A 14,076-nucleotide genomic window follows, 5' to 3' on the forward strand; every position below is an offset into this window, starting at 1 on the left:
CGCTTTTTTCTGTTTATATCAAAAGTGAACCTGTTGTGGACTTTTGTAATGACATAGACCTGTTATTATCGTTTTCTTTTTTTGAGATAAACATGGCATACAGCAGCACCCAAGACTTAGTTCAAGCAGTCACTAATTCCCCAGATACTATCGAATTTAACAACGTTATCACGCTCGTTGATAGCGCATTTGTTTTCACGCCCACCGCTTTCACTAATGGTGACGTGAAAAACGAAGCCAATCAGAACAATGGCTCTTGCAAACTGCTCGCACTCGGTCAGCACTTAAACCTAAACCAAGCGCAAACCCTAGCCTTATTTGGGCGTTTTTATCGAGAAGATGTACTTAATAACCCTAACGGCGACGACCATGCCAATATCCGCAACTTTATGGAAACGGGCCACGAAGGGGTGGTGTTTGAGACATTTCCTTTAGTTGAATTGCAAAATTAGTACATCGCGCTATAGAGGCTAAAAGGCGAGAGGTGCTAAGCGCTCGCCCTTTCGCAGACTGCATTAATCTCGCTCTGTCAAAATCAACTCACTAGACTGGGGCATTATTGCAAAGTCAAACTGACCTAGAACGTTCATTCCCAACAATCCGTCGGCATCGGGTAGAGCGTCTTCGGGCAGCACGATGGCAGAAACATCGTTGAACTCGTAGCCAGCAAAGTAAAATCGGGGTATTTGTACCAGAGGGGCTTCAATGGTTCCTGACGCGGTTCTAATGTTGAAGTTACCAATGAACGTGAGGTTTCGCATACGGCCTAAACGCGCAAAGAGTCGGGATGATATTGCGGTGGTACTGGCACCCGTATCTAAAATCATGGTGGCTTTTTGGTTAAGCGCCTTTACATCAAGGCGATATTGATCGCCAATGCGCGCTAAGGCTATACGGGTTTGATAACGTGCGGCTTCAGCGCCTGTTGGCTCTATTTCACTTTCGCTAAGCGTGTTATCTGTGTCAGCAATATCGCGCATTTCATAGGCTTTATTGCGAATGATATTAGCGTCTCTGTCGTTTGATGGAAGGGCAGCAAGCACGTCTTCCATTAACGTAAGCTTTTGCTGATAAGCGTAAGCTTCAGCCAAATTAAGGGTGTAGTGCCTAGCGTCAGGTATGCGTTGATACAGTGGCTCATTTAATCTGGCAACCAATTCCCATTGTTCGTCTTGACTTAACTGCGTCTGGGCCTGTTGATACAAAGTGGCAATTTTTGCGTCAATAAATGAGAGAGTTTCAGTTGAAAGAGGCAGTTCGGCCAAGTCGTAGTAGTGCACTATGTCCGTTGAAAGAGGCTTGGTTAACTCAATCAGTTCACCCTCTAGCAACAACAGAGATTCGTTGAGCGGGTCATATTTTAAAAGGTTTGTTAATTCAGTGGCGAGCAACGCGTATTGCTCGTTATTGAGTAGGGTAGTCAGTGACTCTAATTGCTCTTGATTAACGAGTGGTGAAGAGGTGCGTAGATCGTCAAGTGCGTTGGGTGCCGTTTTAGTGCCTGTCATAGGTGAAAAGTTGGCGGGAGAGCGTTCATTGTTGAAAGGCTCAGCTTTTTCGTTTACCTGAGTTTCATCCACCAACTGTGCTTGGGTTTCTAGCTGCTTGTCACTATCTAAACGGTGTTCATAACTGGCCTCTAGTGCATAAGCTTTATCATTGTGCTGCTTTAAACTAAGCCATAGGTAAACGTTTATGCCTAACGACACAATAAGGAAGAGCGAAAGCACTATCGCTAGCCACGTTTTCATTGCGCCACACACGCTTTGCCATAGATGTCCACGAATTGTTTAGGCATTCGCTTTGGGGCGCCAGTATCAAGGCTAACACATACGAATGTCGTCATAGCATCAAATACGGTTTTGTTTCGCTTTGGGCAGATAAATTGAAACTGGCGTTTCAAAGTAAGTTTGCTGTCGCAATGCACTATCCATGTAGCGCATTCTAACGTATCTCCAAGATGTGTTGGCAGGTGGTAGTTTAGCTCGTGGCGCTTAATGACCATGCCACGGTTAAGCGATTGATAATCGGCAAACTGCAAGCCAAGCGCGTTTGAATGGGCCCATGCTAGGCTTTCTAACTGCGACAGGTACGCCACATTATTAACGTGCTGATAGTGGTCGATGTGCGTATCATCAATATGCCACTGCTGCACATAGGGGGCGTCTAACATCCAATTAAGCGTTGGGGTGCTCAAATTTTTTCCTTACTCATATTTTTGCTTTGATCTACTCTGCTTCTTCAAGTTCAGGCATTGTGCCTCATACCACAGGCAGGGGATTATCTTCAGGTAACGTTAAATCATCGCTTAACAATAATTGCATTATCGCTTTTTCTCTCACCAATACGGGGTCAATAAAGCTCTGCACGTCACCTATCGCTTTAAACGCATCAAACCCTCGTTCCAAAAATTCATGCAATGCGAGTAATCCTGCTAATTTAGCCGGACGACGGGACAGTGAAATTAACATACCTATACCACGAATTTTTATAACGTCGGCGAGTTGATCGCCCAAATGGGAAATTATGTCGATTTGATGCTTTCTATCCTCAATTCTGCCCACATTACGATACGCCAAAGCGTAGTTATCTCGGTTGATAGGTTCTCCGGGAAAATGGCTTTGTAAGTACTGAGCCATCGCCATATCTAAATCGAACGATAGTGCATTTAACGACAATGCGTCGTCCATAGCGTTCATAGCTTTGTCAGGCAATACTTTTGCGAGCTTCGGAATAACTCGCACTAAATCAGCGTCCCGTTGGCTAAAATCTTTTGGCCCGTACAATTCATCTACAAAAAAAGCCATGGCTTTTTGGTAACGTTTTTGCTGTGCTAAATCGTCGTGCGTGACCAGTAAGCGTTCGCATTGCCAATGTTGCAATTGATGAATGATAGGCATTACACCCAACTGATTGGCTAAGTCACGAAGGGCATTGACCCGATGAATATGTTTAATTATCTCTTGCGCCAAATGACAAACTCCCTGTTGAGATAGTGTGGCTAATTCGTTGTTGTAAACCTAGATTGACCTAAGCAAGCGAGCCTTTCAAGTGAGAAGACAAAGTTTTACTGGTATACTCCACCGCCATTGAAATAGCTCTGTTATGTAGAATTTATTAGCCGCCATGAACATCGCAAGTCATCACGCATTGTTTGCCAAGACTGAAACTAGAAATACCGATACTGAAGGCTCAAACGTTGAAAGCCTAAAAAGTGAATATCCGGGCATGCACCGAGAAACGACTACGGGGTCGGATCACTTAGAAGCAGATGTTGATGTACCTGTGTTAATCGCGTTGTTTAATTCGACATTTGAAGATTTTAATACGCGCTTGGTTTTAGGTGATGACGAACCCATTTACATCCCAGCAGACAGCGCAACACCTTATCATCAAGTCGTGTTTGCTCATGGATTTTTTTCAAGCGCTTTGCATGAAATTGCGCACTGGTGTATTGCGGGTGAAAAGCGTCGACTATTAGAAGATTACGGTTACTGGTATTGCCCAGATGGCCGCGATGCATCACAGCAAGCTGACTTCGAAAAAGTAGAAATTAAGCCCCAGGCCATTGAGTGGGCGTTTACAGAAGCAGCAGGAAGAAAGTTTCAGGTAAGCACGGATAACTTAAACGGCGCTGAGCCCGACAGAGAAGGTTTTACGCGAAACGTAGCCGCACAGCTTGAACGCTATAAATCTGAGGGCTTTCCGCCTCGGGCTGAACAATTTATTAATGCGCTGTCATCTGCGTTTGGTAAAGGTAAGTCGTCTGGTTCATGTAGCAGCATAATAAATAGCACGGTAACAGACACGTCAAAAAATACGCTAACAGCAAATTGGGTGGCGGGATAGGAGTAGATGCCGAATGAATCATACTGATCTTAGCCAATCAACGTTTGATAACAAACCCAAATTCAAACTGGGTGTTGTGGTAAACCCCTTTGCCGGCATAGGCGGAGCACTCGCGCTTAAAGGCAGCGACGGTGCAGAAATTCGCGAAAAAGCACTGGCCATGGGAGCAGAGAAAAAAGCCAACGAAAAAATGGCGAAAGCGCTCAGTATTCTAGAGGCTTTATCTGGGCAATTTACCGTCGTGACAGCATCGGGCGATATGGGTGAAACAATCTGTGAATCTCTGGGTATTCCTTATGAGGTAATCTATACGGCCGATGCCGTGCAAACCGAGGGCGAAGATTCAGAGCGTGCAGCTAAAGCAATGGTGGACGCCAACGTCGACTTACTGCTTTTTGCCGGTGGCGACGGCACAGCCCGTAATATTTGTAGCGTAGTTGGCACACAGGTGCCCGTGCTAGGTGTGCCTGCAGGTTGCAAAATTCACTCTGGCGTTTACTGCGTGTCGCCGTCAGCGGCAGGGCAGGTAGTAAGTCAGATGATCGCAGGCGAGCTTGTGAGTGAAATGGACGCCGAAGTACGTGATATTGACGAAAACGCGTTTCGCGAGGGCAAAGTTATTGCCAAACACTATGGTGAAATGCGCGTACCCGCAGAGCTCACTTACGTTCAAGCAGTAAAAATGGGCGGGAAAGAAGACGAGGCCTTAGTGCTTGACGACATTGCCGCTTACGTTGGTGAAATTATTGACGATGAGCCTGATACCTATTTTGTCATGGGATCCGGCTCCACCGTAGGTGCGGTCATGGACTTTCTTGGCCTAGAAAATACCTTGTTAGGTGTGGATGTGGTTAAACAAGGTGAGCTAATCGCAAGTGACGTTACTGCGAGCGAACTGATTGCGCTGACTCATGACAAGCCCACCAAAGTCATTTTGACGGTTATCGGTGGTCAGGGTCACATATTAGGTCGCGGAAATCAGCAGCTTAGCCCTGCTTTTATCCGTCAAATTGGCAAGCAGAATATGCTCGTTGTTGCCACTAAACAAAAATTACAGGCATTAAACGGTAAGCCGCTTCGCTTAGACTCAAGCGATGCAACGCTAGACGCTGAACTCGCAGGCGCGTTCACGGTTATCACTGGGTATAAAGATAAAGTACTTTGCCAAGCTGTTTAAAGACGTAGTTTGATACAACACGGCACATGTATAGCCATAAAAAATGAGTTTATCTCGAACTAAGATTTGATATTTAAAAACAGGAAGGAGTAAGACGTGTTACCACCTGCTGCAGCACCAGAAAATGTCGTTAACGCCATCGCAGATATTGAGGCATCGCTTGATGACGTGGTAAATCACGGTAGTGATGACGAATTGTTTATAGCCAGCTACTTGCAAGGTCACTTTGCAGTAGAGGCTCGCCAGTTAGAAATGCAAGAAGATGCTACGGTTGCGATGCTTAATGATAAAATGCTCGAGAGCCTAAATAGCGCATTCGCCAACAACGAATTAGAAAGTGAAGACGCTAAACAAGTTAAAGCGCTTTGGGCACGGCTAGTCGCAATATAATTGCGACTTTCTTCCTTACTTTTCCCCTATCAATTTTTCTTCGTTCGTCGTTTATCCTCTCTTTTACAATCCGTTACAGTTTTCTGCATCGTAACTCTTTATAAACTACCAAATTGATTTATGTTTAGTATTGGCGTAAAGCCGTTTTGTGGTGCCTGGCACATTTTGGTGTTCAGCACAGATAATAAGATTAAGGATGACGAAATGACTGTACTTAAGCATCTCACCAAGCGCTTAAAAGTAAGTGTAGGTGTGCTGGCAGTAAGTAGTACGCTGGTTGGCTCAGCGTTTGCTAAAAACGATATCAATATCGACTACGAAAAGTTCACTACCGATAATGGGTTAACGGTAATTGTTCATGAAGACCGCAAGGCCCCAGTGGTTGCCGTTGCGGTTTGGTATAAGGTGGGTTCAAAAGACGAACCAAACGGCAAATCAGGGTTTGCGCACCTATTTGAACACTTAATGTTTAACGGCACGGAGAACTATGACGATGAATGGTTTGGGCCGTTACAAGAAGCTGGGGCAACAGGATTAAACGGTACCACAAACTTTGACCGTACTAACTATTTCCAAACCGTTCCGACACCTGCACTTGATCGTATTCTCTGGATGGAATCTGATCGCATGGGGCACTTGCTAGGTGCGGTAACACAAGAGAAATTAGACGAACAGCGTGGCGTTGTACAAAATGAAAAACGTCAGGGCGAAGACCAGCCTTACGGAAGCGTATTCACGCATATTTTTGAAGGCTTATTTCCCATAGGGCACCCTTACCATCATACGGTTATTGGCTCGATGGAAGATCTTAACTCCGCATCGTTAGACGACGTTAAAGGCTGGTTTAACCAATATTACGGACCGAATAACGCAATACTGGTGCTAAGCGGCGATATTAACGCAGAAGAAGCCAAACCTCTGGTTAACAAGTACTTCGCTGATATTGAGCCGGGCCCAGCACTGTCTAAATGGGAAGCATGGGTACCCAAGCGCAATGCAAATACCCGAGAAGTAATTCAAGACAAGGTGCCACAATCGCGCATTTACCGCCTTTGGGTTTCACCTGAAAATACCTCTTCAACCGCAACAGACTTGTTCATTGCCGCGAGTGTCATGGGCGATGGTAAAAACTCACGCCTTTATAAAGAACTGGTGTACGACCAACAAATTGCTACCAATGCCTCGGTGTTTAACTACGAGCTACAAATGGCGTCTATTTTTGGTGTGACGGTTGACGTAAAAGATGGCGTTGACGTTGCGACAGTAGAAAAAGAAATAGATAAAGTCATTAGCGAGTTTTTGCGTAAAGGTCCAAGCAAAGACGAAGTTAAATTGGTGTCGACTAAGCGACGTGCTTCAATTATTCGCGGGCTTGAAGAGGTTGGGGGCTTTGGCGGTAAAGCCGATACGCTTGCTAGTGGTGAATTCATTGCTGGCGACCCTAACTACTTCAAAACTGAATTGAGTGAGCTAGGACAGGCTACTCCTAAAGGGGTTAAAGCGGCTGCGAATAAATGGCTAAAAGAAGGGTGGCATCAAATCACGGTTGTTCCGTTTATTGAGCACACAGCATCTACCGAAGGCGTTGACCGCAGCTCTGGCTTGCCTTCAATCGATGCAGAGACTCAACTGAGCTTTCCTGAGGTGACAGAAACTACGCTTTCTAACGGTGTAAAGGTAGTATTTGCAAAACGCTCTACGGTTCCATTGGTGAATGTTGCGGTGCAATTCGACGCAGGTTACGCTGCTGATGCGGGTGGCAAGTTAGGACTTGCGAGCTTCACCACACAGATGCTTGACGAAGGCGCGGGAAAATATGACGCGCTGGAGCTTGCGGCAGAGCTTGAGCAGTTGGGTACTGATTTAAACGCCGGCTCAAACCTAGATACCACCACAGTTACCATGTCAATGTTAACAGAGAACATGGAGCCTTCTTTGGCGCTGATGGGGGATATCTTGAAATCACCAACGTTCAAAGAGGAAGAGATTGAACGTCAACGAGCGCTTATATTAAGTAATATTGCACAGCAAAAAACACGCCCTGTAAGTATTGCGCTTACGTTACTTCCGCCTCTTATTTATGGTGAAGGCCATGCGTACGGTATTCCGTTTACCGGGACCGGAACTGAACAAGACGTACAAGCGATTACGCGAGATGACCTTGTTAACTTTAAAAATACGTGGCTACGCCCAGACAATGCGACAATTTTTGTTGTTGGTGACACCACGTTAGGTGCCATTAAACCCATGCTTGAGAAAGAGTTTGGCAAATGGAAGGTAGAAGGTAGCAAAGGTGCGAAGCAAATTGCTGAAGCGTCAATGCCTGAGCAAGGCCAAGCGATTATTATCGACCGCCCTGGTGCACAACAGTCGCTTATTCTGGCTGCACATTTAGCGCCACCAACAGGGGCTGACAATAATATTGCAATTAATGCCATGAATTTAACCTTAGGTGGTGCTTTTACTGCTCGCGTTAATATGAACCTGCGTGAAGATAAAAGCTGGTCTTATGGCGCGTACACCTTCCTGCAAGATGCTAGGGGACAGCGCCCGTTTATGGTTTATGCGCCGGTGCAAACCGATAAAACAGGTCCATCACTGCTTGAGCTTAAGAAAGAGCTTAACGCTTACTTAGGTGAAAAGCCGCCAATGGCGAATGAACTTGAAAGGGCGCGGTTAGACGAAGTTCGCTCTTTGCCAGGTCAATTTGAGACGGCTAACGCGGTATTGTATAGCTTACTGTCGAGTGAAAGATTTAACAGACAATATAGCTACCCAGAGTCTTTGGTCGAGAAATACAACAGCTTGTCTTTAGACGATTTGAGTAACGCGGCGAAAGAAGTGCTGCACCCAGAGAAATTAACCTGGATAATCATCGGAGATGCCGAGAAGATTAAAGCAGAAGTTGAAGCGGCTCAGCTCGGGCCCGTTAGCGTGCAAAGCATGAATTCACTGTAGTTGGTAAATAATTAACCTGTGTCGTCCTAATATAGGTTGACAGTTATTAGGCCAGCTCTCGAAGCTGGCCTTTTCTATTATGCACTGCGTTAGGCGTTTCCATATCTAATGCTAAGTGCGGTCTCATTTCATTGTAAATATTGATTGATTCGGTAACGAGTATTTTCAACTCTTCGATTGTTTTACATCGGTAGAGTAAGAACTCTTGCTTAAGTATACCGTTTATTCGTTCTGCTAATGCATTTTGATAACAGTCGTAACCATCTGTCATTGACGGCTGGATCCCATTCGCATTCAACTCATTCTGGTAGATAGCTGAACAGTATTGTAGCCCTCTGTCTGAGTGGTGAACACTGTTATCTGCATATCGTTTATCTTTGACGGCCATCTTCAGTGCTTTGACTACATTTTCAGCCCTCATATCCAAGCTCAAGTGGTGCCCTACAATTTTACGCGTGCTAGAGTCTGTTACTAACGATAGATAGTGTACACCTTGGTCGGATTCGAGATAGGTGATATCGCTAACAAGCACATGCTCTGCATTATGCAGACCTTCTTCCTTAAGTAAATTTGGATGCTTTTTCATCCAATGTTTACTGAATGTAGTTTTGGTAAAACTTTTCTTTGGCTTAACGAGTAGTCCCTCGCTCCTTAAGTAAGTAAAAAAGCCATCTCGACCTAGTTTAATCCCATGCTCAACCAGCTTTGGTTTTATAAGTTTATAGAGCTTGCGCGTCCCTATTTGTGGCATAAACTTACGCCAATAAAGTACCCACTCTTTAATCACCGATAGCTCTGTTCTTCTATGCTCCATACGAGAAACAGCCTGGTAAACCGACTGTCTCGATATTCCCACAACCCGGCATGCTGCCGCCAAATTTATTTCTTTTCTTGTTTTGGCTTGCCAGACGTACCGGATAAGTACTTTTTTCTGAGACCCGCTCCATACTCGTTATCCATAATATCTACCATTCCATTAAGGATTTTATTACGGAGCTTTTCGTCAGCTAATTCTCTCTCGAGGCGTTTTATTTTTTCGGCTGGTGTTTCTTTTGAACTTGGCATAAGTGGATGCTGAAATGGTTTCGACCAGTCGAGTCTACCATGCTTTCTGAGCCAAACTAATACCGTCGACCTTCCTTGTATTCCGAAGTGAGCTTGTGCCTGTTTATAAGTGAATTCGCCTTTTTCTACACGCTCAACCACACCCAATTTAAAAGCTAATGTGTAATCACGCTGTGTGCGCTTAGGTCTTTGATTACTTGAAGTTGTCATAAAGAAGTCCTCTTTATGTCAACGTATTTTAGGACGGGACAACCAAGAGAAAAAGGGCCGATATCATTTTCGGCCCTTTTTATGTGACAAATGCGTCTTTTGTAGAATAGATTGCGTTCAATAGATGATTTATGGTTAAGAAAGTTTAATTTAATGTCTTGATTCCACTTTGAAGAATGCCTTCTTTGCGAGCATAACAAATCCTGTACTTGCACCAGTGCGCTTGTTTGCAATAGCTCTTCTCTGCCTGTTTTATATTCCCTGTATTTATCCATCTAATGCAGACAAGCTGATGAATGAGTATTCGGTTGAGCTTTTAACTGCCGAAGATGGCTTCGTCTCATCAGAGATTTATTCCATTATCCAAGATCGCCAAGGCTTTTTGTGGTTTGGTACTGCCGAAAACGGTGTAATGCGTTACGACGGTCGTAGAGTTACGTTGTTTGAGTCTGACAGCGATCCTAGCCAAGGGCTATCACACAACGACGCTGGCAATTTGATGTTGGATGCAGAGGGCAATATATGGATTGGAACGTGGGGAGGTGGAGTTAACAAGTACGACCCAACAACAGGTCGCTATTCTCGTTACTTGAATGATCCAGACGACCCTCGCTCCATATCTTCAAACCGAATCCAATCACTCTTCCACGATAAAACGGGCCAAATTTGGCTAGGTTCGTATGATCAAGGTTTAAATCGTTTTCTAGGAAATGGGGAATTCGAAAGGGTTCAGAAGAAAAGCAATGAGGACCACAGTCTGTCTCATAATCGCATTTGGGACATTATGGATAATAATGACAACAGTCTGTGGGTAGCCACCAGTTTTGGCTTGAACTTGCTAGACAAAAGAACTCTCACCGCCAAGCACTTCTTTCCCGACCCTGATAATCGTACTGCAACAGGAGCCAATGAAATACGTAGCTTGCTGCGTACGTCGTCAAGCCAATTCTATGTGGCGACTCAGGAAGGCCCTTTTCTTTTCTTTCCAAGTTCAGGCGTGTTCCTTGCACAAACTACGCGAGACGGCAAAGCATTAGGCCAAGTGAACTCAATGATTGAAGATCACGAAGGGTGCATTTGGTTTGTGACCACCACGGGTCTTTATAGACATACAGGTGAGGGAAATTACGTAGAGAAGATGGACTTCGGCTATGACAACGGACTTCGCATAATATATGAAGACCACACTAAAACAAAATGGGTAACCAGTGAAGTTCACGGCATATTTAAACTATCTCCTCGCCGTAAAATCAAGCAGATCAATAGTGACTCATTGGTTTCACCCAGTGGCATTGAGCTAGATACCTTCAAAAATAGTGGCGATGTATTGATTGCTACAGCAAATGCTGAAATTTATACATGGAAAGTGAAAGAGCAAAAACTCCAAAAGGAATTTGACTCGGTATTTAAAGAAGAAAGTGAATATTCAAATAGGGGAGTTATAGAACGACCTATTATTGTCCCCGATGAACACGGCAATATTTGGGTGGCACAAGACAACTTTATTGCACGTGTTAACAGAAAGAATGGAAATGTAAGTCGCTTAGAATACCCCAGAGAAGACAGCAAATATCGCCAGTTCAGAGAATTCAGAGCGTTAGCGTTAGATAACGAAGGCAATGTATGGATAGGTACCTACAAGCATGGTATTTATATATACAACGTGCAATCTGGCGCCTTTAGGCATCTTTCAACGACTGACGGTTTAGCTCACCCAGAGATTCACGCCATTGTAAATGACTCTCAAGGAAATATGTGGATTGGCACTGGAAGTGGCGTAAATTTATGGTCCATTCAGGACAATACTTTCACTCAGATTGAGTACAATAAAGATCACAATGCAGGTCTGTTGGGCAGCATTGTCGAAGATATTCATGAGACCAAAAACGGCCAAATTTGGATTGCAACCCAACGGGGGTTGAACCTTTATAAGCCTGAATCGAAATCCTTTGATTGGTTTGGGGAGCAGAAAGGGTTGCCCGCTACCTTAGTAAGAGCGATTGCAGACGGCGACGAGGGCCAGCTCTGGCTTACCACGAATAAAGGGATCTTTCTTTTTAATCCGGCTACTGAAAGTGCCATTAATTACACTAGCACTGCAGGGGCTGTAAGTCAGAACTTTTATTCAAACAGTTTACTTAGAGCCGCTAACAACACGTTCTTTACCAGTAGCCAGCGAGGTATTGAATACTTTGAGTATGTGCCAGGACAGTCTGAGTTAGTCGACTCTAAAATTGTGCTAACTGGCTTCAATAAAATGGGCGAAGCAGTAAGCCTTGATAAACCACTATCCTACGTTACGGATATTAATCTTTCCTACGAAGACTATTTCTTCTCATTAGATTTTGCTCTTCTAGACTTCTCTGCTCCCAAGCGTTCGCATTTTTCCTACAAATTAGAAGGATACGATGAACAGTGGATTGATATCGGAAATCACAACAACGTTTCATTTACTAACCTAAATGGCGGCACCTATACATTGCTGGTCAAAGCAATGAAGCCTAATGGTGAATGGGGCAGTGAAGTCATGTCGGTTAATTTGCATGTAGCAGCAGCTCCTTGGAAAACATGGTGGGCATACAGCATTTACATTGCGTTTTTACTCGGCATTGTTCTGTTGATCATTTACTTAAGAACCCGCTTACAGCAAACAGAGATTACCAAGCAGAAGCGCTTTGTTCAGGCGCTAGAGCAACAAGTTTCAGAAAAAACAGCCTCGTTGAAAGCTCAGGCCAACGATTTGAAAAAAGCGCTGGAACAAGCCGAAGAAGCAACCAAGTTGAAGTCTGAATTCCTTGCAAATATGAGCCATGAAATTAGAACGCCAATGAACGGCGTGATAGGGATGCTGGGTCTGCTTAAGAAAAGCAACCTAACTACTGAGCAATCACAGCGCGTCAACATCGCAAGCTCAAGCGCTAATTCTCTACTGGCCCTGATTAATGATATTTTGGATTTCTCTAAAATAGAAGCGGATAAACTCGAGATTGAGTCCGTTGAATTTGATGTAAGGGAATTGATTGAGAGTATTGCTCAATCGGTTGCGCATCTAGCGCAAGAAAAAGGGCTGGATGTTGTTGTAGATTTGTCAAAGGTCAGTGAGTCGAAAATAAACTCAGACCCCAGTCGAATTCAACAAATCCTCACAAACCTTTTAAGTAACGCCGTTAAATTTACTGAGCAGGGAGAGCTCTCTGTCACGGCAGAATTGCTTCCTACTAACAATCAGAATACTGCGCTTATGCACATTGCGGTGGCAGATACGGGCATTGGTATTCCCGCATCAAAACTACCTCATTTGTTCGATGCGTTTACACAGGTCGACGCTTCTACAACTAGACGCTATGGCGGAACAGGGCTTGGGTTGAGCATTACCAAAAAGCTGTGCCAATTGTTAGGAGGAGACATAAGTGTTACCACCGAGCTTGGCAAAGGCAGCCGTTTTGATGTTACATGCGAAATTCGCTACGCCGAGCAACGCAACGCTGTGCGCCCTCAGCTTGCTAAACAAGACATGTGTTGCCTGATTATTGACGACAATGCTTCAACAAGACGTGCCATGCAAAGCCAGCTGAAACTTTGGGGAGTGCTTACGCTGACCGCATCTTCGATTGAGGAAGCGATTAGCTTATATTTGAAAGACAGCGAGCAAGAGATACCGGCAATACCCATTGATGTTGTATTTCTGGAGAAAGCAGAAGAGGAGGAGTTTTCACAACACTTCGGCCAGATACTTTTAGATAACCCCAGAACAAAACATACGCGTTTGGTATTAATGACACAGCTAAGCGACATGGAGAGCTCTGTTGTCTATGGCGGAGTAGACGTTGATGAGAGTCTTCCTAAGCCACTGACCTCTTCAGATTTAATTCGAATTGTAGAGGAATCAGTAAATACATCTGACTATGAAGCTAAACCACGCTTTAAAAAACGGGAGGATGATCCGGTTCATATTATCGAAGGCAACACTCAGCACGTGCAATCACCTGAAGAAAACGCAAAGTCCACCTCTGATGATAATGCTTATCGAATCTTGTTAGTAGAAGACAATGCCATTAATCAAATAGTGGCCACCAATGTTCTAGAAAGCGAAGGGTATGTGGTTGACGTTGCCAACAACGGTGTAGAAGCGTTAGAACTGTTAAAAAGCAGCAAGCTAAAGGCGCATTACAGTGCCATTGTAATGGATTGCCAAATGCCGGAAATGGACGGGTTCGAAGCAACCAAGCTTATTCGCTATGGTGCAGCTGGCGAAGTTTACAAACGTGTACCCATCATAGCGATGACGGCGAATGCTATGCAGGGCGACAAAGATATGTGTATGAAAGCCGGTATGGATGATTTTCTCACCAAACCCATAGAGCACAATAAAGTAACTTCAACATTACAGCACTGGCTCAACAAAGTTAATTAGACCCTCGCCAACG

Annotated in this window: 10 protein-coding genes; 6 read left to right on the forward strand and 4 right to left on the reverse strand. The window is 44.5% G+C overall.

All coding sequences use genetic code 11. The features are described from left to right. The first annotated feature begins 92 nt into the window (after positions 1-92). On the forward strand, positions 93-452 hold the full coding sequence (locus tag ACFI6J_RS10165) for a HopJ type III effector protein (protein WP_278347078.1): 360 nt from the start codon (positions 93-95) through the stop codon (positions 450-452). 63 nt (positions 453-515) lie between these two features. Here ACFI6J_RS10165 and ACFI6J_RS10170 read toward each other — a convergent pair whose 3' ends face one another. The 3 genes from ACFI6J_RS10170 to ACFI6J_RS10180 all read right to left on the reverse strand — a co-directional run bounded on the left by ACFI6J_RS10170 (position 516) and on the right by ACFI6J_RS10180 (position 2,972). Next, the gene (locus ACFI6J_RS10170) at positions 516-1,751 is read right to left on the reverse strand and encodes a retropepsin-like aspartic protease family protein (protein ID WP_278347077.1); all 1,236 of its coding nucleotides are present in this window, start codon (positions 1,749-1,751) and stop codon (positions 516-518) included. After that, positions 1,748-2,197: an acyl-CoA thioesterase gene (locus tag ACFI6J_RS10175; protein ID WP_014976907.1), complete on the reverse strand. Its 450-nt coding sequence runs from the start codon at positions 2,195-2,197 to the stop codon at positions 1,748-1,750. The genes ACFI6J_RS10170 and ACFI6J_RS10175 overlap by 4 nt, the downstream gene beginning before the upstream one ends. Positions 2,198-2,261: 64 nt before the next feature. Further along, positions 2,262-2,972 (reverse strand): FFLEELY motif protein, encoded by a 711-nt coding sequence (locus tag ACFI6J_RS10180; RefSeq protein ID WP_101565118.1) that lies wholly within the window; start codon positions 2,970-2,972, stop codon positions 2,262-2,264. Between the two features lie 154 nt (positions 2,973-3,126). On the opposite strand from ACFI6J_RS10180, the gene ACFI6J_RS10185 reads away from it, so the two are divergent. The 4 genes from ACFI6J_RS10185 to ACFI6J_RS10200 all read left to right on the forward strand — a co-directional run bounded on the left by ACFI6J_RS10185 (position 3,127) and on the right by ACFI6J_RS10200 (position 8,374). Next, positions 3,127-3,849, forward strand: coding sequence for an elongation factor P hydroxylase (locus ACFI6J_RS10185; RefSeq protein ID WP_278347076.1), 723 nt, complete (start codon positions 3,127-3,129; stop codon positions 3,847-3,849). Positions 3,850-3,862: 13 nt separating this feature from the next. After that, the gene (locus tag ACFI6J_RS10190) at positions 3,863-5,026 is read left to right on the forward strand and encodes an ATP-NAD kinase family protein (RefSeq protein ID WP_014949977.1); all 1,164 of its coding nucleotides are present in this window, start codon (positions 3,863-3,865) and stop codon (positions 5,024-5,026) included. 96 nt (positions 5,027-5,122) lie between these two features. Then, positions 5,123-5,416, forward strand: coding sequence for a YfcL family protein (locus ACFI6J_RS10195; RefSeq protein ID WP_278347074.1), 294 nt, complete (start codon positions 5,123-5,125; stop codon positions 5,414-5,416). A 204-nt stretch (positions 5,417-5,620) separates the two neighbouring features. Continuing rightward, positions 5,621-8,374, forward strand: a complete 2,754-nt coding sequence (locus tag ACFI6J_RS10200) for a M16 family metallopeptidase (RefSeq protein WP_278347073.1) — start codon at positions 5,621-5,623, stop codon at positions 8,372-8,374. Between the two features lie 46 nt (positions 8,375-8,420). Here ACFI6J_RS10200 and ACFI6J_RS10205 read toward each other — a convergent pair. After that, positions 8,421-9,649 (reverse strand): IS3 family transposase gene (locus ACFI6J_RS10205; protein ID WP_462586071.1). Its coding sequence is split into 2 segments (ribosomal slippage): positions 8,421-9,298 and positions 9,298-9,649, totalling 1,230 coding nucleotides; the frame shifts between segments, so codons are not numbered across the junction. Positions 9,650-9,941: 292 nt separating this feature from the next. Between ACFI6J_RS10205 and ACFI6J_RS10210 the strand changes: the two genes are divergently transcribed. Beyond that, positions 9,942-14,063 carry a two-component regulator propeller domain-containing protein gene (locus tag ACFI6J_RS10210; protein WP_282763513.1) on the forward strand — a complete coding sequence of 1,374 codons (4,122 nt, stop codon included), beginning with the start codon at positions 9,942-9,944 and terminating at the stop codon, positions 14,061-14,063. Positions 14,064-14,076 lie beyond the last annotated feature (13 nt).

This window comes from Alteromonas sp. G4i13 (assembly GCF_054960505.1).

Coding starts and splice junctions, on each gene's coding strand:
- ACFI6J_RS10210 (WP_282763513.1), top strand. CDS start 9,942: ATGAATGAGTATTCGGTTGAGCTTTTAACTGCCGAAGATGGCTTCGTC.
- ACFI6J_RS10185 (WP_278347076.1), top strand. CDS start 3,127: ATGAACATCGCAAGTCATCACGCATTGTTTGCCAAGACTGAAACTAGA.
- ACFI6J_RS10165 (WP_278347078.1), top strand. CDS start 93: ATGGCATACAGCAGCACCCAAGACTTAGTTCAAGCAGTCACTAATTCC.
- ACFI6J_RS10170 (WP_278347077.1), bottom strand. CDS start 1,751: ATGAAAACGTGGCTAGCGATAGTGCTTTCGCTCTTCCTTATTGTGTCG.
- ACFI6J_RS10200 (WP_278347073.1), top strand. CDS start 5,621: ATGACTGTACTTAAGCATCTCACCAAGCGCTTAAAAGTAAGTGTAGGT.
- ACFI6J_RS10190 (WP_014949977.1), top strand. CDS start 3,863: ATGAATCATACTGATCTTAGCCAATCAACGTTTGATAACAAACCCAAA.